Source organism: Pseudovibrio ascidiaceicola, from assembly GCF_900114245.1.
GTDB lineage: Bacteria > Pseudomonadota > Alphaproteobacteria > Rhizobiales > Stappiaceae > Pseudovibrio > Pseudovibrio ascidiaceicola.
On sequence record NZ_FOSK01000009.1, the window covers coordinates 1 to 19,460 of the forward strand.

Sequence of the window (19,460 nt, forward strand, 5' to 3'; positions counted from 1 at the left end):
ACCCCGTATTTGCGGGCTCAAACAACAACACCGCCGGACATGAGCCAGCGGTGCTAATTCTGTTTGCTTTTTTGGAGGTAAGGCAGGCCTTTTTGGCGCAGCGCTTAGCCAAAGCGGCAGGTTGGCAGGCCTTTGTGCTCTACATCCATTGCAAAGAGACCACCTGATTTAGGGAACTCTTTGAGAAGCTCGTCATCTCCATGCGGGCGCAGGCTTGCCACGACCAGTGTATTGAGGCTTGGACCTGCAAAGCACGGAATAGTTGGGCGTGGGACTGGCATGGCGATGGATTGCAGCAGCTGTCCTTCCGGGTCAAAGCAGTTGACGTTGCCTGCTGAGACGCCTGCGGACCAGTAGTTGCCATCGGTGTCTGTTGTGGCGCCGTCCGGTCTGCCCACTGTGTTGTCCAGCTGCAGGAACTTGCGCTGGTTGGTGACCGCGCCGAAGTCACGGTCGAAATCATAGGCGAAGACTTCGCCGGAGCCGGTGTCAGAGTGGTACATGGTCTTGTTGTCCGGAGACCACGCCAAGCCGTTGGAGGTTCTGATCTCTGTAGCGATTTGCGTGACATTGCCGTCTGGTGTGACGCGATAGAGGCTGGCGATTGGTGTTCTTGGACTGATGTCGTCCATGGTGCCCACCCAGAATGCGCCGTCAGGTCCAACCTTGCCGTCGTTCAGACGAGTACGTGGGTTATCCGGCTCAATCTTCGCGATGACCTCGTACATTTTGGTGCCTGTATCGAACAGGATGATTTCGTCTTTCATCGCCACGATGAGGCGGCCGTCTTTACAAAGGCCAAAGGAGCCAACGACTTTCGGGAAGTCCCATGTGGTGACTTCTTTACTATCCCAATGCATTGCGTGGATCTGTTTTCCGAGGATGTCACAGAAGAACAGGTGTTTTGTCAGTTCATCCCAGAGGAGACCTTCGGCCAGCTCGTAGCGACCGTCCAGCAAGCAAGTGATAATTGGGGTCAAAGTCGTGCTCCATACTCATGCAGCCCGGGAGAGCTGCAGGCGATATACAATTGAGCGTTGTTATAGAGAGGTTTGGCAGGAGCGTCGAGTATGCCTGTGAGAAAACCGCAAGGTTTCCGCGGTGATTTAACCTTCGGAAATTGGCAGGGCGCTGCCTTGTTTGGTGGAGCGGATCGCGAAGGAGGAGCGCATGCGGACAACGCCGGGAAGGCGGGTGAGGTGGTCGCGGTGGATGCGCTCAAAATCAACTGGATCATCGGCCATCACGCGCAGGATGTAATCCGCATCGCCACCCATGAGGTGACACTCCATGATCTCGGTGGAGCGATCAACGGCCTTCTCAAATGTCGAAAGAGCTTCCTCTGACTGAGAGCCGAGCGAGATCTCGACAAAGACACTCATACGCTTGCCCAATTTCTTCGGATTAAGCAATGCGACGTACTTCTCGATAACGCCTTCAGACTCCAGCGTCCGGACACGGCGCAAGCAGGCAGAGGCGGACAGACCCACATGATCTGCGAGATCAGAATTGGAGATACGGCCATTGTCCTGCAGCGCGCGGAGGATCTTTTTATCAAGCTTGTCGAGTTTCATAGCTTTGCCGTTTTCGCAGATTATTGTGTCTGAACGATGTTTATTCGTAGATGTTTGCTAAAATGTACCGTGTCGTGCGCACATTGCAAGCATCTGCAGCCGAGATTTCCATAAGCTATGTAGAAACACAAAGCCGAAGCTGATTGGGAGAATGTGATGCTTGTTGGTGTTCCTAAGGAAATAAAAAATCACGAATATCGCGTTGGTCTGACGCCAGACAGCGTGCGCGAAGTTGTTGCTCATGGCCACGAAGTGGTTGTTGAGACCAATGCCGGTGTTGGCATTGGCGCGAGCGATGCTGACTATACTGCAGCTGGTGCATCCATCCTGCCGACTGCTGCTGAAGTCTTCGCGAAAGCAGAAATGATTGTGAAGGTGAAAGAACCTCAGGCTGTTGAGCGCAAGATGCTCCGTCCTGATCACCTGCTGTTCACCTACCTACACCTGGCTCCGGATCCAGAGCAGACTGCTGACCTTGTCGCTTCTGGTGCAGTTTGCATCGCTTATGAAACAGTAACGGATGAAAAAGGCCGCCTTCCTCTGCTGGCGCCAATGTCTCAGGTTGCTGGTCGTCTGTCCATTCAGGCTGGTGCAACTGCACTGCAGAAAGCTAATGGCGGCGCTGGTGTTCTTCTCGGCGGCGTACCGGGTGTTGCTCCTGCGAAAACCGTTGTGATTGGCGGTGGTGTTGTTGGTGCCCACGCAATTGAAATGGCAATCGGCCTTGGTTCCGATGTGACTGTTCTGGACAGAAACGTTGATGTTCTCGACGCTCTTTCTGCTCGTTTTGGTTCCCGTTTGAAGACAGTGTTCTCCAACCGTGCCGCGCTGGAAAAAGAAGTTCTGGCCGCTGATCTGGTTGTTGGCGCTGTTCTGGTGGCTGGTGCTGCTGCGCCGAAACTGGTGACCAAAGAACACATCAAGGCGATGAAGCCGGGTTCTGTTGTGGTTGATGTTGCAATCGACCAGGGTGGTTGTTTTGAAACGTCCCGCGCAACAACTCACCAGGATCCAACCTACATCGTGGATGAAGTGGTTCACTACTGCGTGGCAAACATGCCAGGTGCTGTGGCTCGCACCTCTACCTACGCGCTGAACAATGCGACCTTGCCATACGTTCTGGCGCTGGCTGACAAAGGCTACGCAGCTGCTCTTCGTGACATCCCAGGCTTCTTGCCGGGTCTGAACGTTTACAAGGGTCAGGTGACTGTTGCTGAAGTTGCTGAAAACCTTGGCTACACTTACGTGGCTCCTGAAGCTGCTCTGGTTCAGGAAACTGAAGCAGCCTGAAAGTCCAAGCGGACTTAGAGATTGGAAGCGGGAGCCACTGGCTCCCGTTTTGCGTTGATAAAGGTTCTGTTTACCCTGTCATCGGTTTGCCGCCACGTTAATGAGTTTGCAGGTGCAGCTTGGATATACTGGTCAAAATTAACTAGTATTTTTCGGATTGGGCGGCGTCATGTATCATGATTTGGAATTGGTTCTTCAGCATGATTTGATTGTTGATTGGAAAGAGCATTACAAAGAGGTGTTCGGCAAGCACACGCTCCTGCTGAGCAACCGCCTGCATGAGCTGCCTGTCTTTCTGCCAGAAAATCTGGCGCGATTGATTGAGACAACTCCTTCTGAGCATTATGACTTTGTTCGTCCCGGTGCAATTGGCACCAAGAAGTCCCAGTGGCTGCAGGGCAGTATTGAAGGTACCAAAGGCGAGGACGTGCTTCGTGCTGTAGAAGAAGGGCGTTTCTGGCTTTCTCTTCGTGCACTTCAGGAATGGGATGAGGGCTTCAGGCAAGTCACGTCGAAAATTTTCGACGAGCTTGAGGTGAAGGTTCCGGGCTTTGAGACCTTTAAGCACAAGACCGGGATGCTGATTTCTTCCCCCGGTGCTCAAGTGTACTATCATGCAGATGTACCCGGACAATCCCTCTGGCAAGTGAAGGGCCATAAGGACGTTTATATTTATGAAAATACCGCGCCGTTTCTTTCTGATGAGCAGTTGGAAGGTATCTTCCTTGGGACGACCGAAGAAGAGATCCGCTTTGAGCCCTGGTATGATGAGTTCGCTACAAAGGTGACGCTGAGCCCGGGTGAGATGGCGCACTGGCCACTTAACAACCCGCATCGGGTTGAGAACCATGATGAGGTGAACATCTCGGTGACCACTGAGCACTTCACCACTGAGATCAGGGATTTTTATGCGATCATCTATGCCAATGGTTTGCTGCGTAGAGCAGGGATCTCTGGCAATCGGCACAGCGTTGGTGCGATGAAATACGCTAAAATGGCTTTGGCGGCTGCGCATAAGATCATCTACAAGAAGATGGTGCAGCAGAGTTCGAGTGCCAAAAGCCCGCGCAGCTTCAAGCTGGACATGGCTGCGCCGGAGTTTATGGCTGATCTGTAGAAACGATTGCTGTCAGCAGCGGTAGTAGTAAGGGCGGCCATAGGTGTCGTAACCAACACAGCGGCGCGGGGTGGTGGCTGCTCCGATTAAACCGCCTGCAACTGCACCGATACCAGCACCGGCAAAGGCTGCGCCAACATCACCTGTTGCAGCCCCAATGGCAGCGCCTGTGGCTGCACCAAGACCACCGCCAACAAGGACGCGGTCTGTTCGGTTATACTCACTGCAAGCACTGAGTGTGAGCAGGGTGGCTGTTAGGATTATTATTTTTCTCACGATCCTACCCATGGTCTGATTGTTTGAAACCCAAGGTAGTGCTTGACCTGTTGCAGATGAATGAATGCGGCTGACGAGATGGCAAGGTGGTTAAGTTGAAGCTGTTTGTCTTTTGAGACTTGTAGGTATGTAACGCAAAAAGGCCCCGCAATTGCAGGGCCTTTGGAATGGTATAACCAAATCTTTTTGCGAGGCTTATGGGCACTTCACGCGGTAAGGGCGACCATACTGATCATAGGCAGTACAGTTTTTCGGAGTTGTCACATTGCCAACAATGCCACCAGCTACACCGCCGATTGCTGCACCAGCGACAGCAGACCCCACACCACCGCCTGTGGCAGCACCGATAGCTGCACCAGTCGCAGCACCAAGGCCACCGCCGATGAGAGTACGGTCTGTGCTTGAGGATGTGTTACAGCCAGCAAGGGCAAGCAAAGCAACACTTACACCAGCAAGAGCAATTTTTTTCATTTTTTCCAGTCTCCTTTTGCTGCCAATCCCAATTTGACCGGACCCCGATACCTCCTGGCAGCTCTAACTTTGTGAGGCTGAGCTAACAAAAAGAACATGGTTAAAGTTTGTTAAAAATTAGAGGCTCCTCGCCTTCTTTAGGTATTTTAACAAGCCTTGGGTCGAACTGTCTTTGTTTGCTGCAGATTGGCTGCCTTCAACCATTGGCAACAGCTGTGTCGCAAGTTCTTTTCCAAGTTCAACACCCCACTGGTCGTAGGAGTTGATGTTCCAAATCGCTCCTTCAACGAAGACGCGATGTTCATAAGACGCGATCAATCTACCCAGTGTGAATGGATCAAGACGATCATAGATGAGGGTGGTTGAAGGCCGGTTACCCGGGAAGACCTTTTGTGGAGCTAGTTTGGCAATCTCTTCTTCAGATTTTCCATCTTTACGAAATTTGTCTTCAACCTCGTCCAGAGAACGGCCACGGAGCAAGGCTTCACTCTGGGCAAGGCAGTTTGCCAGAAGGAGATTGTGATGGACTTGCAGGTCCTCTTCGTGGCTGTTGGCAGCAACCAGAAATTCGCAAGGAATGATGCTCGTACCCTGATGAATCAGTTGGTAGAACGCATGCTGGCCGTTGGTGCCAGGCTCACCCCAGACGATTGGGCCGGTCTGGGTTTCAACAGCAGTGCCGTCTTTGGTGACACTCTTACCGTTGGATTCCATGTCCAGCTGCTGCAGGTAGGCAGGGAAGCGGGCGAGGCGCTGATCATATGGCAGAACTGCGCGGGTGTCGTAACCCAACACGTTGCGATGCCAGACGCCGATGAGGCCCATCAGGAACGGGATGTTGTCTTCAATCGGGGTTGTGCGGAAGTGATTGTCCATTGCATGGGCGCCGCCGAGGAAATCGGAGAATGCGTCCGGGCCGATAGCGATCATAAGCGGGAGGCCGATCGCAGACCAGATGGAGTAACGTCCGCCGACCCAGTCCCAGAAGCCAAAGACACGCTCCTCGGAAATGCCGAAGGCCGCGACTTTTTCCAGTGCGGTGGAGACAGCTGCGAAGTGTGCTCCAACAGCTTCTTCGCCGTTATGTTTGGCGATCCAACGACGGGCCGTTGCCGCGTTGGTCATGGTCTCAATAGTGGTGAAGGTTTTGCTGGCGATGATGAAGAGGGTTTTCGCCGGGTTCAGTTTCTCCAGTGTGTCGGCGATGTGTGCGCCATCTACGTTGGAGACGTAATGCAGGTTCGGGCCATCATGGTATGGGGCCAGCGCCAGAGTTGTCATCACCGGGCCAAGATCGGAGCCGCCAATGCCGATGTTGACGACGTCCGTGATCTTCTCGCCGGAGTGGCCTGTGATTTCGCCAGAGCGGATGCCTTCTGCGAAGTCGCCCATGTTGACGAGAACTTCGTTGATGTCAGGCATAACGTCTTTGCCGTCCACCAGAACCGGGTTCTCGGACTGGTTGCGCAGAGCGGTGTGCAGCACAGCGCGATCTTCAGTGGTGTTGATGTGTTCACCTACGAACATGGCATCACGTTTTGCTTCAACATTGGCAGCGCGTGCGAGTTCGAGCAGGAGCTCAAGGGTTTCTTCGGTCAGCTTATTCTTGGAGAAATCGTAGAGCAGGTCGTCAGAAGAACGGGAGAACTTATCAAAACGAGAAGGATCTGCAGCGAAGAGATCGGTAATCTTAGTGGAATGAATGGCCTGAGCGTGTTCATCAAGGCGCTTAAAGATATCTTTTGGATTAGCTGTCGGCATCGAGGCCTCCATTTATTCTTGTAATAGCTTCTGGCTGGCAGCGAGTGTCGCGCCTTGCCAATTTACCGTAAAGCAGCTTGCTCGTTTTCGGGACGTGCAAACTGCTTCAAAGTTTTGTTTTTATACGTCTTCTTACCCGAAAATCTGTTCCTGTTTTTAGGAGCATGACAGGTCCTTGATGTAAGACCCCGGGTAAGAAATTCAATGCAATCAATCGTGATGGTTTGCGATTAAACAGTCAATGCAGCTGCTTCGCGAGCCCGCTTTTCAATACCGGCCCAGTCTTCAGATTCAATTGCTTTTGCGTCTGCGATCCAGGAGCCACCAACACAAAGTACGTTTGGCAGAGCAAGGAAATCACGTGCGTTGCCAAGGTTGATACCACCAGTTGGGCAGAATTTAGCCGCAGCCAGAGGAGAAGACAGACCTTTCAACATTGGAGTGCCGCCGGCTGGGACAGCTGGGAAGAACTTGAGACGCTCATAGCCTGCTTCCAAAAGCTTCATCACTTCTGACGGAGTGCATGTGCCCGGAAGCAAAGGAGTTTGCTGGAAGTCTTCAGCAGCTGCGATCAGATTGTCTGTTGCGCCCGGAGAAACGACAAATGTTGAACCTGCTTTGACAGAGGCTTCGTACTGCTGATGGGTGAGAACGGTACCTGCACCAACCAGAGCGCCTTCCACGTTGTCGGCAACTGCTTTGATGCAGTCCAGAGCGTTTGGGGTGCGCAGGGTGATCTCGATGCCGGGGATGCCACCGTCAACGAGGGCCTGAGCCATTGGCACTGCTTTTTTAGGGTCATTCACAATGAGAACTGCGATCACCGGGGCGGCGGTCATGATTGCTTCTACGCGCTCGATGTTCTGAGCCATTACACTGTCTCCATTGCGCTGACCGTGTCAGCATTCTGTTGGGTTTTGTTGATTTGCTCCAGATTGAAAAGGCGAGCGCCGGTGTCGGCTGAGCTCACGTTTGCTCTGAAGCTTGCGAATAATTCTCGTCCAGTTCCACTCTGGTAAGCTTGCAGGTCTGCAGGTGCGGCAGGCCTTTGCGCAAACTCATCTGCAGGAACAAGCAGCTCCAGCGTACCGCTTACTGCATCAAGGCGCAGCAAGTCACCGTCCTTTACCTTTGCAATTGGTCCGCCATCCATGGCCTCGGGAGTAACATGAATTGCAGCTGGGATCTTGCCACTGGCGCCGGACATCCGACCATCTGTTACAAGTGCGACTTTATACCCCCGGTTCTGCACAACGCTAAGAGGCGGTGTCAGTTTATGGGCTTCTGGCATGCCGCAAGCTTGCGGACCGACGTAGCGGAGGACGACAATCACATCTTTGTTGAGTTCGCCTGCTTTGAAGGCAGCTTCAACATCTTCCTGCGTATGGAAAACCTGAGCCGGAGCTTCGATGACATGGCGATCAGGTGCGACAGCAGAGGTTTTGATGATGGCAGAGCCGAGGTTGCCTGTGAGGACTTTGAGGCCGCCGTCTTTGTTGAACGGAACGGACATTGGCGCAAGGATGGTTTCATCCAATGCCTTAGCTGGGGCTGGCTTGCGGAGGACGCCGCCCTTGTCATCAAGGAAGACATTGACGGTGTATCCGTCCAAGCCAGTTCCGTTGACTGTTTTAACGTCTTTGTGCAGCAGGCCTGCATCCAGCAGTTCGCGAATGAGGAAACCCATTCCTCCTGCTGCTTCAAAATGGTTTACATCGCTTTTGCCGTTTGGATAGACGCGGGCGAGCAGCGGGACGACTTCGGAGAGGTCTGAAATGTCCTGCCAGGTGAGTTGAATGCCAGCCGCGGCTGCCACGGCAACAAGATGCATGGTGTGGTTGGTGGAGCCGCCTGTTGCGTGCAAGCCAACGACACCGTTTACGATCGCGCGTTCGTCGATGATCTCGAAGAGCGGCGTAGGTGTGCTGCGCTGTGCGGTGAGTTCGACGACTTGTGTGACTGCCTCTTCAACCAGTGCTTTGCGCAGGGGCGTCAGCGGGTTGATGAAGGAGCTGCCCGGCATGTGCAGGCCCATGATTTCCATCAGCATCTGATTGGAGTTTGCAGTGCCGTAAAACGTACAGGTGCCCGGAGAGTGGTAGGATGCGCTTTCAGAAGCGAGCAGTTCTTCGCGGGTGGCTTTGCCTTCTGCAAACAGCTGGCGGATGCGGGCTTTCTCGTCGTTGGCAATACCGGAGGTCATTGGGCCGGCTGGCAGGAAGATAGCAGGCAGATGGCCAAAGGACAAAGCGCCGATGAGCAAGCCGGGAACGATCTTATCGCAAACACCGAGGAACACAGCTGCGTCAAACATGCCGTGGGACAGGCCTACAGCAACGGACATGGCGATCAGGTCGCGGGAGAACAGTGACAGGTCCATCGCTGGCAGACCTTGCGTGACACCATCGCACATGGCTGGTACGCCGCCAGCAACCTGAGCTGTCGCCTGAATTTTGCGGACTGTTTCTCGGATGATTTCCGGGTAGCTCTCATATGGTTGGTGGGCGGAGAGCATGTCGTTGTAAGCGGTGATGATGCCGAGGTTTGGCTGCTTGTCTGTGGCGAGGTGTTGCTTGTCAGCTGCGGGGCATGCAGCAAAGCCGTGTGCAAGGTTGGTGCAGCCGAGGTTTGTACGTTGTGGTGCTTGGGTATGCTGCGCCTGCATGCGACGAAGATAATCTTGTCTGCTCGCGGCGCTGCGTTCAATTATGCGATCCGTAATCTCTTTGAGGCGAGGGTAAACCATGTCTTTTGCTCTGCCTTTTGTTCTTTGACTTTTCATCAGTCAAACCGAATGACCAGCTGCGGGAATGGGAGGAGGAATCCCTGATTTTGGTCGTTTTAATCGATTTAAATTCTGAGTTTAATTTTTATTGTGACAACTCTGCCATAGGCAATTTTGATTGTTTCGGGGATTGGCGCAAGTGGGAGAAATACTTGCTAGGGTGGTGAGGTGCCGGGGACCGGCACCTGCAACTTAATCAGTATGTTTCGTCATGCCATGTACGACCATCACGCTCGATAAGGGCGATGGAGGCCGATGGACCCCAGGTGCCTGAGGTATAAGGCTTAGGAGCTTCTTTGATCTGGGACCACTGCTCGAGGATTGGGTCGATCCATGTCCATGCCGCTTCTACTTCGTCTCGGCGCATGAACAGGGTTTGGTTGCCGCGGATCATATCCATGATGAGGCGCTCATAAGCATCCGGATGACGGGAGCTGAAAGCTTCAGCAAAGGTCATGTCCAGCGGTACTTCGCGCAAACGCATGGAACCCGGGCCCGGGTCCTTAATCATCACCTGCATTTTCACGCCTTCATCTGGCTGCAGGCGGATGACCAGCTTGTTTGCAGCAATTCGTCCAGCATCTGGCAGGAAGATGGAGTGAGGCAGATCTTTGAATTGAATGGTGATTTCGGAGACACGAGCGGCGAGGCGTTTGCCGGTGCGCAGGTAGAACGGTACGTTGGCCCAACGCCAGTTCTCGATGTCTACCTTGGCAGCTACGAAGGTTTCTGTGTTGGAATCGTTGCGACCCAGTTCTTCCAGATAGCCTTTCACAGCGCCGCCTGCGGATGCGCCAGCGCGGTACTGGCCGCGAACAGTGTTGCGCTCGACCATTTCGGTGCTCATTGGACGGAGGGCTTTGAGCACTTTCAGCTTTTCGTCGCGAACACTGTCTGGTGCCATGGATTCAGGTGGTTCCATAGCAACGAGGCAAAGCAGCTGAAGCAGGTGGTTTTGAACCATATCGCGAAGAGCGCCTGCAGTGTCGTAATAGCCAGCGCGGCTTTCGACACCGAGTGTTTCAGCCACGGTGATCTGAACGTGGTCGATGTGAGCGGCATTCCAGAGTGGTTCGAACAGCACGTTAGCAAAACGCAGGGCCATAAGGTTCTGAACGGTCTCTTTGCCGAGGTAGTGATCGATACGGAAAATCTGGTGCTCTTTGAACACAGAACCGATGGTTTCGTTGACGTCGTGCGCAGATCTGCCGTTCTTGCCGATCGGCTTTTCGATGGTGACGCGGGACGTTTCTGTCACGAGGTTATGTTCGCCGAGCGCGGAGCAGATTGGGCCGAAGAAGTCTGGAGAAACAGAGAGGTAGAAAGCACGGACAACGTCTTCGCGGCCCGCCAGTTTTTGCTCCAGAGCTTCCCAACCGGTGTTCTGAGCAACGTCAACGGACACATATTGGATGCGAGCGAGGAAGCGTTCGAGAGCTTCCTGATCTACTTCAGCGACGTGCTCACAAATGGCAGTACGGGCCCAGTCGCGGTATTCTGTATCGCTGAGCTCGCGGCGGGAAACGGCGATGATGCGCGCGTCTTCACCCAGATGACCGACTGGTTCGCGATGATAGAGAGCTGGGAGCAGCTTGCGGTGTGCAAGATCGCCGGTGCCTCCAAAAACAACGAGATCAAATGGGTCAGATTGAGCAGGACGGTTCGCCATGGAGTTCCCTTAGTCGTGAGCCGGTATCGGAAATCCGGCTTCAATTGCTTGGCATGCGGTATCAGTTGGAGAATTTGCAGGAGCAAGCCAGCAGGCCAACTGAATTAAATTTGATTGTAGAGTTGTGAGAGGCGCGGACGTGAGCCGCAAGCTTGGCAGTTGGACTGCTCTTATCTGCATCAAAACTCATACAAAGGTTGCATTTATAAAATTGCACCTCTGTTTGATGCGGGTTTCATCAAAATGCAAGCAAAAATACGAATGTGCCTAGAAACTAGGCAGTTCGGCGTGCTGAAAGGGGGAGCCACCATCAAAATAATGCAGTTTCTGTGGGTTTTGTTTTCCCACTGTCATGATTTGTACAATTCCAACAAGCATTTGTAATGCTGGCATTGGGGAGCTTGCGATCTTTTGCTAGGCTTGCCCCAAGGGAAATATAATTGAGGAGGCATGCCCTATGCTTCTTCTGGGAGGAAATGGCATGGGATCTCGTCAGCAAAAAGTTGCCGGTTTAAAAACACTCATCGATCAGGGGCAGGGCAATGCACCTGCCGATCTGGTGCTGAAGAATGTTGAGTTGTTCAATGTGATCGACGGCAGCCTGACGAAAACTGACATTGCGATTTCTGGTGAGAAGGTTGTTGGGACTTATGACACCTATGAGGGTGTGAATGAGATCGACTGTAGTGGTAAGATTGCTGTGCCGGGCTTTATCGACACTCATCTTCATGTGGAATCATCGTTAGTGACGCCGTTTGAGTTTGATCGGTGTGTGTTGCCCCATGGTGTGACGACTGCGATCTGTGATCCGCATGAGATTGCAAATGTGACGGGTGCTGCTGGCATCAGGTATTTCCTCGACAGTTCTCTTGAGACCATTCTGGATTTGCGGGTGAATCTGTCTTCCTGTGTACCCGCTACTCAATTTGAAACAGCTGGTGCACGGTTGGAGATTGATGATCTAATGCCGTTCAAAGACCATCCAAGCGTTATCGGATTAGCGGAGTTCATGAACTTCCCTGGTGTGTTGGCGGGTGATCCGGACGCATTGGCTAAAATTGCGGAGTTCGAAGGGGAGCATATTGATGGTCATGCTCCTCTGGTTCGTGGCAAGGCCTTGAATGGTTATCTTGCTGCCGGCATTCGAACAGATCATGAAGCAACCACCGCAGAAGAAGCGCTGGAGAAAATCTCTAAGGGCATGACGATCCTGATCCGTGAAGGGTCTGTCTCTAAAGATCTGGATGCATTGGCTCCTGTTCTGACACCAGAACGGGCCAGTTTTGTTGCTCTTTGTACTGATGACCGGAACCCGCTTGATATTGCGGAGGAGGGACATCTTGATTGTCTCATCAAGCGCCTGATTGCTCATGGATGCGCGCCTCGTGACGTCTACCGTGCTGCAAGCTGGTCTGCGGCCACTGCGTTTGGTCTGCGAGATCGTGGGTTGATTGCGCCGGGTTGGCGTGCGGATATCGTGCTGCTCAATGATCTGGAAAGCTGCGATGTGGATCAGGTGATCAGTGCTGGGCGTGTGGTTTCGGATGAGTTGTTTGCCAGCCGTAAACTGATTGAGCCGGACGGGTTGTTAGACAGTTGCCATGCAGAACCTGTGCATGCTGAGAGCTTCCGAGTGCCTGCTCAGCGCGAAACATCTGTGATTGGTGTGAAACCGGGTCTAATCATTACTGAGCATTTGAAAATGGATCTGCCGGTTGAGCATAACTACTCCCAGATCGATCTTGGCCAGGATGCTATCAAAGTGGCTGTTGTTGAGCGTCATGGAAAGACTGGGAACATTGCGACAGGGTTCGTAAATGGTTTTGGAATGACATCGGGGGCGATTGCCTCGTCTGTCGGGCATGATAGCCACAATATCTGTGTGGTTGGGGCCAATGAGGAAGCCATGGCAACAGCTGTGAACCGATGCATTGCGTTGCGCGGTGGATTTGTGGTTGCTGAAGGTGATGAGGTGCTGGCTGAGATGGAATTGCCACTTGCCGGATTGATGAGCCTGGAGCGTTTTGAGGTAGTCAAAGAGCGTTTGGAAGTGCTGCGCAAAGCCGCAAAATCGCTCAATTGTGTGTTGCCCGAGCCGTTTTTACAGGTCGCATTCTTGCCTCTTCCGGTTATTCCCCACCTTAAAATTACAGATTTTGGGCTTTTTGATGTGTCGAGTTTTCAGCTCATTCAATAGAGCAGGGCTTTGATATCTCTCGGTTTCTCGAGAAAAAAATCAGTGGAATTGAATAAAGTGTCGCATTGAAGGTCAACCGTATGTCTGGGTTGACGCAATGGTAAACCTGACGCAAATTCCACGCAAAGCATGATGATATAAGGTTTTTCTGATATGTTGCGCACATGAACCTTGGCGCTCAGCTTCGGTTTCCTGTCAACTTCGTCTGAAGAACTATAATAATTCGGGGAGGAGATCTGCGCATGGCGACAGGTCGTGAGGGACAAGTGGAATTTCCAATTCGTACTATCGATAGCTATCTGGATGATACGGTCAAAAATTATGCGCACCGTCCGGCTATCTACTTCATGGGCAAATCAACAAGCTACGGCGAATTGGGAGATTTCGTTGAGCGTGCTGCAGGTGCCCTGCAGGCGATGGGTGTGAAGAAGGGTGACAAGGTCGGCCTTTGTCTGCCTAACACGCCGTACTACACCATCTTTTATTTTGCGATCATGAAAATTGGCGGCGTCGTCGTCAACTTCAACCCGCTTTATGTTGAGCGCGAAATTGCGTTCCAGGCGCGGGATTCTGGCGCGCGTATCATGGTGACCATGGATCTTTCCGTGATCTATGATCGTGTGGAGGCTGTTCGTCAGGAAGGTGCGCTGGACAACATCATTGTTTGTCCGATGGCGGATATTCTGCCTCAGCCTAAGAAGCTGTTGTTCCAGCTGTTCAAGCGGAAGGATGTTTCAAACATTCCTGCTGACAAAGCGCATATCCGTTTCAAAGACTTCCTTGCCAAGGCAAAAGGCATTACTCCGGTTGAGATCGCGCCGAAGGAAGATGTGGCGATCCTGCAGTATACCGGTGGTACGACTGGTGTGCCGAAGGGTGCGATGCTGACGCATTACAACATCACGTCAAATATGGAGATGCTGGAAAGCCATTACGGTGGTTTGAAGCGCGGCTACGAGAAGACACTTTGTGTGCTGCCATTCTTCCATGTGTTTGCGATGACTGTCCTGCAGAACCTTTCCATTCTTGGTGCAGCAGAGATGTTGCTGATGCCGAGGTTCGATCTGAAAGAACTGCTCGATCTGGCTGCGAAGAAGAAGCCAACTTTGTTTGCTGCTGTGCCAACGCTTTACACCGCGATCAACAACAGCGAGCTGACCAAGAACTACGACCTGACATCAATCAGATATTGTATGTCTGGCGGAGCTCCGTTGCCTGTTGAAGTGAAGCAAAAGTTTGAAGCGCTGACTGGCTGCGTTCTGGTGGAAGGCTATGGCCTGACGGAGAGCTCTCCGGTTGCCTCCGCTAACCCGATGGATGGCACAGGTAAAGACGGTTCTATCGGCGTAGTGATGCCGGGGACGACTGTTGAGTTTCGTGATTTGGATGAGCCTGAGAAGGTTGTTGCGCAAGGTGAAAAGGGTGAGCTTTGCATCATCGGTCCGCAGGTCATGAAGGGCTACTGGAACCGTCCTGATGAGACCGCCAAGACTTTGGAAGATGGCCGTGTCTTGCACACTGGTGATGTGGGCTACATGGACAATGAGGGGTTCATCTTCCTTGTTGATCGCATCAAGGACCTCATCATCTGCTCTGGTTACAACGTTTATCCGCGTGTGATCGAAGAAGCGCTTTATCAGCATCAGGCTGTTGCTGAGGTCATCGTGATTGCTATCCCTGATGGGTATCGTGGTCAGGCGCCGAAGGCCTTTGTGAAGCTGAAAGATGGACAGAGCGCTACCGCAGACGAGTTGAAAGACTTCCTGAAGGGGCACATCTCCAAGATTGAAATGCCGAAGGCGATTGAGTTCCGAGATGAGCTGCCTAAGACAATGGTTGGTAAGCTCTCCAAGAAAGAGCTGGTTGAGGAAGAGGCTGCCAAAACGCGCAGCACTGAAAACGCTAGCTGATTGTTACTTCGTAAAAAAGAAAAGCCCTCGCGTTTGCGAGGGCTTTTTGTTTGAGCGTAGCGCCTGCTCTAGTGAGTTTTAGAGGGTGCTGTTCCCGTAGCCACCTTTTTGCCCAGCACAGTCTCGCGGTGCAGGGTGTAGAGGGAAGCTGCGACGATAATTGCGCCGCCAAGATAAGTGGTCCAGAGCGGCCAGACGCCAAAGATCACAACAGAGATGATTGCTGCGTAGACAAGGCGAATGTAATCAAACGGTGCGATTGCTGAAGCCTCACCAAACTTAAGAGCTTGAATGTTGCTCATCTGCGCGCCCCAGCTGACGCCTGCCAGGCAGAGCAGGAGGATCGCATCATTCAGATTGATCGAGACCCAGTAGTAGATGCCGAAGGGGGCCATGATCAAACCGACAAAGGTTGCCTGAAAGGTCAGAATCGTGATTGGTTGATCAACCTGCGTGACTTTGCGCAGGATGATGCCTACGAGTGCGGCACAGGCTGAGGCTAAGATCGCCATGAAGCTGTAGATGCTCATTTCCGCACCGGTACCGGGTTGGACGATGACCATCACCCCGATGAAACCAAGGACAGTTGCCGAGATTCGGTGAATGCCAATGACTTCTTTCAGGAAGAAAACTGCGAAGATCGTGATGAAAAACGTGCGTGCGAAACCAATCACTGTGCTTTCAGCAAGCGGCAAGTGAATGACTGCGGTGAAGCCGAAATACATTGCAGAGGACGCAAGCAGGATGCGGCCCAAGTGAAGCAGTGGAGCCTGTGTTTTGAGCGAACCCGGAAATCCTTTGATAATGATCGGAGCTGAGATTACCAGCATGAAAAACTGGCGAAGCATAAGGATTTGCGTAACGTGTAAGCGGTCGCCGAGCAGCTTGATGATGGTGCTCATGACGGCCATAAGGAATGTTGCCAGAAGGGCCCAGCAGATGCCGCGTGTGTTATTAGACAGGCTTTGCCATTTTGCGGAAAACCTTGTTTTTAACGCAGCAGATGATGAGCTGCCTTCAGGCTCTGCTGAAGGAACAGGCATGTAACTGCTTTCGAAGCTGCCTTGATACGATCAAAACGACCAGACCCGATGTCTGGTGCAAAATGGTGTGCGCCAGGGGGCGGACAACGTAACAAAGATCAGATGGGTGTATAGCTTAAATAACCTAATGTTTGCGGTTTGGTCAAATTCTAAAACAAATTTTAGCTTGAGAGTTTCGACAGCAAGCACGAAGCTGCCGACAACTTATGGCTCCAAGTACCCTTCCGTAATTTGTTCTAAATCATGCAATAATGACCTTAAGTCACTCTGGGAAATACACCTCTATGGTGAACCAGAAAACACTTGCAGCTTGAGAAAAGCACTGTACGTTCTCTGCTGATACGTAAAAAGCTGTATTGGGAGGTGCGGTGTTGGGTCGCTCTCCAGATTTTTGAGGTTTTCATGAATCAGGTTGCTACACCGAAGTTTGGAATTGGTGCTCCCGTTCGCCGAAAAGAAGATGCTGCCTTTATTTCTGGCAAGGGTCATTATACGGATGATCTGAAGGTGGCTGGTGCAGCACATGCCGTTGTTTTGCGATCCCCTCTGGCGTTTGCCAAGTTTACCCTAGAGGGGGTGGATGATGCACGGGCCATGGATGGTGTACAGCTTATTCTGACTGCTGCGGATATCGAGGGAACGAACTCTATCCCCTGTAAAGCCGTGCTTCGTCAATTGGATGGAACGAAGCATTGGGTGCCTCATCGGGAAGTTCTTTGCACTGATACAGCCCGGTTTGTTGGTGATGCTCTTGCGTTTATTGTTGCTGATACGGTGGAGCAAGCGCGGGCTGCGATGGAGATGATTGAGGTTGACTTCGAGGATGTCGATCCGGCAATCGGAACTGAAGCAGCCTTAGAAGGCGGCGCTCCGCTTGTGTGGCCGGAGCATGGGTCTAATGAGGCCTTTCACATTGGGATGGGTAACAAGGACGCGATGGAAGAGGCCTTCCAGGAGGCGCATCATGTTACCAAGATTAAGGTGATCAACAACCGTCTGGTGTCCAATGCGATTGAGCCGCGTGCTTGTATTGGTGAGTATGATGGCGAGAGCGGCAGGTATACGCTGACAACTGGCACTCAGGGTGGTCACGGGATGCGTGATCTGATTGCCAAGAACATACTCAACGTAGACCCTAAAGATATTCGCGTTGTAACACCTGATGTGGGTGGTGGCTTTGGAACCAAGATGTTCACCTATCTTGAATACCCGCTTTGCCTGATTGCCGCAAAACGTCTTGGGCACCCTGTAAAATGGCTTCAGGAGCGCACTGAACACTTCATGTCTGATGCACATGGCCGGGATAATGTATCCACGGCTGAGCTTGCGCTTGATGAAAACGGCAAGATGATCGGCCTCAAGGTGCATGTGCTTGCAAACATGGGGGCTTATCTGCATGAGTTTGGCCCCGGCATTCCGCAGGTCGGCATCACCATGACCCCTGGTCTTTATGATATCCCCGCAACTTGGGTGGAAGCGACAGGCGTATATACCAATACGGTGCCGGTAGATGCATTCCGTGGGGCGGGGCGTCCAGAGGCGCTTTATCTGATGGAACGGTTGGCGGACAAAGCCGCGCATGAGATGGGTATGGATCCGGCGGAGTTCCGTCGTAAGAGCTTTATCCCCGATGCTGCCTTACCTTATACGACAGCGCTTGGCCGCATGTATGATACGGGATCCTTTGGGGCTCATCTTACCAAGGCGCTCGACGAGATCCATTATTCAACGTTTGCAGAGCGTGAAGCGGAGAGCAGTGCGAAAGGGCTATACCGTGGTGTTGGGCTATCCACTTATGTGGAGGCCTGTGCCTTTGCTGGCGGTGAAGAGGCCAAGCTTGAGCTGAACAAAAACGGCAGCGTTACTTTGTTGATTGGAACGCAGAGCAACGGTCAAGGGCATGCCACAGCTTATGGCCAAGTCATTGCAGAACATCTTGGTTTGCAGCTTGATCAGGTTGAGATGGTGCAGGGAGATACGGACCGTGTGGCGACTGGTGGTGGTACCGGTGGGTCGCGGTCTATTCCGATTGGGATGCCATCTGTGAAGGCGGCTTCTGAAACGCTGGTCAAGAAGATCAAGGAGATCGCCAGTGAGAAGCTTGAGGTTGGTGTTGGGGACCTAACACTTGAAGACGGGCAGGTGCGTGTGGTTGGTACCGACCAGCAGGTCAGCCTTGTTGATGTGGCTGGATCGCAACCGGATACATTGAGTGCAGCGGAAAAAGTCATGCAGGATGAATGTACTTATCCGAATGGCACGCATGTGTGTGAGGTGGAGATCGATCCGGAAACCGGCAAGACGGACGTGGTCAATTATGTGATCGTGGATGATTTTGGTGTGACGGTGAATCCGATGCTTCTGGCTGGTCAGGTGCATGGTGGTGCTGGGCAGGCGATCTCGCAGGCGTTGTGTGAGAACACGGTTTATGATGAAACAGGGCAGCTGCTGTCAGCCTCTTTTATGGATTATCATGTTGCACGCGCTGATGATTTGCCGAATTTCGACTTCTCGACGAGCAACGTTCCTTCCACGACAAATGCGATGGGTATCAAAGGGGCCGGTGAGGCTGGTTCTATTGGGGCAGCGCCAGCGGTGATGAATGCTGTGCAGTATGCGTTGCGCAAGAATGCAGGTGTTGAGCATATAGATATGCCCGCGACGCCGGTTGCTGTGTGGACTGCAATTCAGGACGCACAGAGCTAAGCTATCAAGACTGTAGAGCTTGAAAAGAGATTGTGCAGGCGGGCTGATGTCCCGCCTGTTTTCGTAGGTATCAGAACGCTTTAAAGGTGATGATGGTTCTGGTGTCCTGGATGCCATCGAAGACTTGAACCTTGTCAGCAACGAAGTGGCCGATGTCGTCGTCATCGTTGACGTAGAACTTGGCCAGCAGATCGAAATCCCCGGAGGTGGAGTAGATTTCGGAGGCAACTTCTGCGTCCGCAATTGCATTGGCAACCTGATAGGTTTTTCCGAGCTGGCATTTGATCTGTACAAAGAACGGAATCATTAATCTGCTATCCTTCTGTCCCGTAAGACTGATTTGTCTTTCAGGGCTGCGCTCAAAATTGAGTTTGCGTTGTTTTGTGAGCATTTTGCGTTGAAGCTGCGTTTTTTTGCAAGCTTTTGCGTTTTTTATGAGAAATCTACCCCCAGTTGCCTTTTGTCGCTGTCTCTCGTTTCCGCTTGCAGTTCGCTCTCTGGTTTGCTAGCAAAAAATTCTAACCAATGGGGGTGCTCGGCAATGACTGACGGGCTGAGAGGCGGAAGGCCAACTCCTAGAACCTGATCCGGATTGTGCCGGCGGAGGGAATTGGGATGAGTACCAAGGTAATCGTTCCCGCCGTAATTGATAGGGAAGCGA

At 52.4% G+C, this 19,460-nt stretch carries 15 protein-coding genes and 1 riboswitch; of the genes, 5 read left to right on the forward strand and 10 right to left on the reverse strand.

Annotated elements, in window-relative coordinates; translation table 11 throughout:
• Positions 1–104: 104 nt before the first annotated feature.
• Positions 105–980: an SMP-30/gluconolactonase/LRE family protein gene (locus BM231_RS16935; RefSeq protein WP_093521193.1), complete on the reverse strand. Its 876-nt coding sequence runs from the start codon at positions 978–980 to the stop codon at positions 105–107.
• 126 nt (positions 981–1,106) lie between these two features.
• Complete coding sequence (locus BM231_RS16940) at positions 1,107–1,574, reverse strand: Lrp/AsnC family transcriptional regulator (protein WP_093521195.1); 468 nt, start codon at positions 1,572–1,574, stop codon at positions 1,107–1,109.
• Positions 1,575–1,730: 156 nt separating this feature from the next.
• Between BM231_RS16940 and ald the strand changes: the two genes are divergently transcribed.
• Positions 1,731–2,864, forward strand: coding sequence for an alanine dehydrogenase (ald, locus tag BM231_RS16945; protein WP_093521197.1), 1,134 nt, complete (start codon positions 1,731–1,733; stop codon positions 2,862–2,864).
• Between the two features lie 169 nt (positions 2,865–3,033).
• Positions 3,034–3,981, forward strand: a complete 948-nt coding sequence (locus tag BM231_RS16950) for a transcriptional regulator (protein WP_093521199.1) — start codon at positions 3,034–3,036, stop codon at positions 3,979–3,981.
• Positions 3,982–3,993: 12 nt separating this feature from the next.
• Here BM231_RS16950 and BM231_RS16955 read toward each other — a convergent pair whose 3' ends face one another.
• The 6 genes from BM231_RS16955 to zwf all read right to left on the reverse strand — a co-directional run bounded on the left by BM231_RS16955 (position 3,994) and on the right by zwf (position 10,943).
• Entirely contained in the window at positions 3,994–4,257 is a 264-nt protein-coding gene (locus tag BM231_RS16955; protein WP_093521530.1) for a glycine zipper domain-containing protein, read from the reverse strand.
• 195 nt (positions 4,258–4,452) lie between these two features.
• Positions 4,453–4,728, reverse strand: a complete 276-nt coding sequence (locus BM231_RS16960; RefSeq protein ID WP_057460914.1) for a glycine zipper domain-containing protein — start codon at positions 4,726–4,728, stop codon at positions 4,453–4,455.
• A 117-nt stretch (positions 4,729–4,845) separates the two neighbouring features.
• Positions 4,846–6,489: a glucose-6-phosphate isomerase gene (gene pgi, locus BM231_RS16965; RefSeq protein WP_093521201.1), complete on the reverse strand. Its 1,644-nt coding sequence runs from the start codon at positions 6,487–6,489 to the stop codon at positions 4,846–4,848.
• Between the two features lie 230 nt (positions 6,490–6,719).
• Positions 6,720–7,361, reverse strand: coding sequence for a bifunctional 4-hydroxy-2-oxoglutarate aldolase/2-dehydro-3-deoxy-phosphogluconate aldolase (eda, locus tag BM231_RS16970; RefSeq protein WP_063300938.1), 642 nt, complete (start codon positions 7,359–7,361; stop codon positions 6,720–6,722).
• Positions 7,361–9,235, reverse strand: coding sequence for a phosphogluconate dehydratase (gene edd, locus BM231_RS16975; RefSeq protein WP_093521203.1), 1,875 nt, complete (start codon positions 9,233–9,235; stop codon positions 7,361–7,363). Before edd ends, eda begins: the two co-directional genes overlap by 1 nt.
• Before the next feature lie 235 nt (positions 9,236–9,470).
• Positions 9,471–10,943 (reverse strand): glucose-6-phosphate dehydrogenase, encoded by a 1,473-nt coding sequence (gene zwf, locus BM231_RS16980; RefSeq protein ID WP_063312222.1) that lies wholly within the window; start codon positions 10,941–10,943, stop codon positions 9,471–9,473.
• Between the two features lie 481 nt (positions 10,944–11,424).
• On the opposite strand from zwf, the gene ade reads away from it, so the two are divergent.
• Positions 11,425–13,140, forward strand: a complete 1,716-nt coding sequence (gene ade, locus BM231_RS16985) for an adenine deaminase (protein WP_093521531.1) — start codon at positions 11,425–11,427, stop codon at positions 13,138–13,140.
• Between the two features lie 242 nt (positions 13,141–13,382).
• Positions 13,383–15,050: a long-chain-fatty-acid--CoA ligase gene (locus tag BM231_RS16990; RefSeq protein WP_093521205.1), complete on the forward strand. Its 1,668-nt coding sequence runs from the start codon at positions 13,383–13,385 to the stop codon at positions 15,048–15,050.
• Between the two features lie 68 nt (positions 15,051–15,118).
• On the opposite strand, the gene BM231_RS16995 is transcribed toward BM231_RS16990, so the two are convergent.
• Positions 15,119–16,093, reverse strand: coding sequence for a DMT family transporter (locus BM231_RS16995; protein ID WP_093521207.1), 975 nt, complete (start codon positions 16,091–16,093; stop codon positions 15,119–15,121).
• Positions 16,094–16,495: 402 nt separating this feature from the next.
• On the opposite strand from BM231_RS16995, the gene BM231_RS17000 reads away from it, so the two are divergent.
• On the forward strand, positions 16,496–18,799 hold the full coding sequence (locus tag BM231_RS17000) for a xanthine dehydrogenase family protein molybdopterin-binding subunit (RefSeq protein ID WP_093521533.1): 2,304 nt from the start codon (positions 16,496–16,498) through the stop codon (positions 18,797–18,799).
• A gap of 70 nt (positions 18,800–18,869) precedes the next feature.
• Here BM231_RS17000 and BM231_RS17005 read toward each other — a convergent pair whose 3' ends face one another.
• Complete coding sequence (locus tag BM231_RS17005; RefSeq protein ID WP_063300934.1) at positions 18,870–19,106, reverse strand: Lrp/AsnC ligand binding domain-containing protein; 237 nt, start codon at positions 19,104–19,106, stop codon at positions 18,870–18,872.
• A gap of 210 nt (positions 19,107–19,316) precedes the next feature.
• A riboswitch (TPP riboswitch) is annotated at positions 19,317–19,425 on the forward strand.
• The last annotated feature ends 35 nt before the right edge of the window (positions 19,426–19,460 follow it).

Coding starts and splice junctions, on each gene's coding strand:
- BM231_RS16940 (WP_093521195.1), bottom strand. CDS start 1,574: ATGAAACTCGACAAGCTTGATAAAAAGATCCTCCGCGCGCTGCAGGAC.
- ald (WP_093521197.1), top strand. CDS start 1,731: ATGCTTGTTGGTGTTCCTAAGGAAATAAAAAATCACGAATATCGCGTT.
- BM231_RS16950 (WP_093521199.1), top strand. CDS start 3,034: ATGTATCATGATTTGGAATTGGTTCTTCAGCATGATTTGATTGTTGAT.
- BM231_RS16960 (WP_057460914.1), bottom strand. CDS start 4,728: ATGAAAAAAATTGCTCTTGCTGGTGTAAGTGTTGCTTTGCTTGCCCTT.
- pgi (WP_093521201.1), bottom strand. CDS start 6,489: ATGCCGACAGCTAATCCAAAAGATATCTTTAAGCGCCTTGATGAACAC.
- eda (WP_063300938.1), bottom strand. CDS start 7,361: ATGGCTCAGAACATCGAGCGCGTAGAAGCAATCATGACCGCCGCCCCG.
- edd (WP_093521203.1), bottom strand. CDS start 9,235: ATGGTTTACCCTCGCCTCAAAGAGATTACGGATCGCATAATTGAACGC.
- zwf (WP_063312222.1), bottom strand. CDS start 10,943: ATGGCGAACCGTCCTGCTCAATCTGACCCATTTGATCTCGTTGTTTTT.
- ade (WP_093521531.1), top strand. CDS start 11,425: ATGGGATCTCGTCAGCAAAAAGTTGCCGGTTTAAAAACACTCATCGAT.
- BM231_RS16990 (WP_093521205.1), top strand. CDS start 13,383: ATGGCGACAGGTCGTGAGGGACAAGTGGAATTTCCAATTCGTACTATC.
- BM231_RS16995 (WP_093521207.1), bottom strand. CDS start 16,093: ATGCCTGTTCCTTCAGCAGAGCCTGAAGGCAGCTCATCATCTGCTGCG.
- BM231_RS17000 (WP_093521533.1), top strand. CDS start 16,496: ATGAATCAGGTTGCTACACCGAAGTTTGGAATTGGTGCTCCCGTTCGC.
- BM231_RS17005 (WP_063300934.1), bottom strand. CDS start 19,106: ATGATTCCGTTCTTTGTACAGATCAAATGCCAGCTCGGAAAAACCTAT.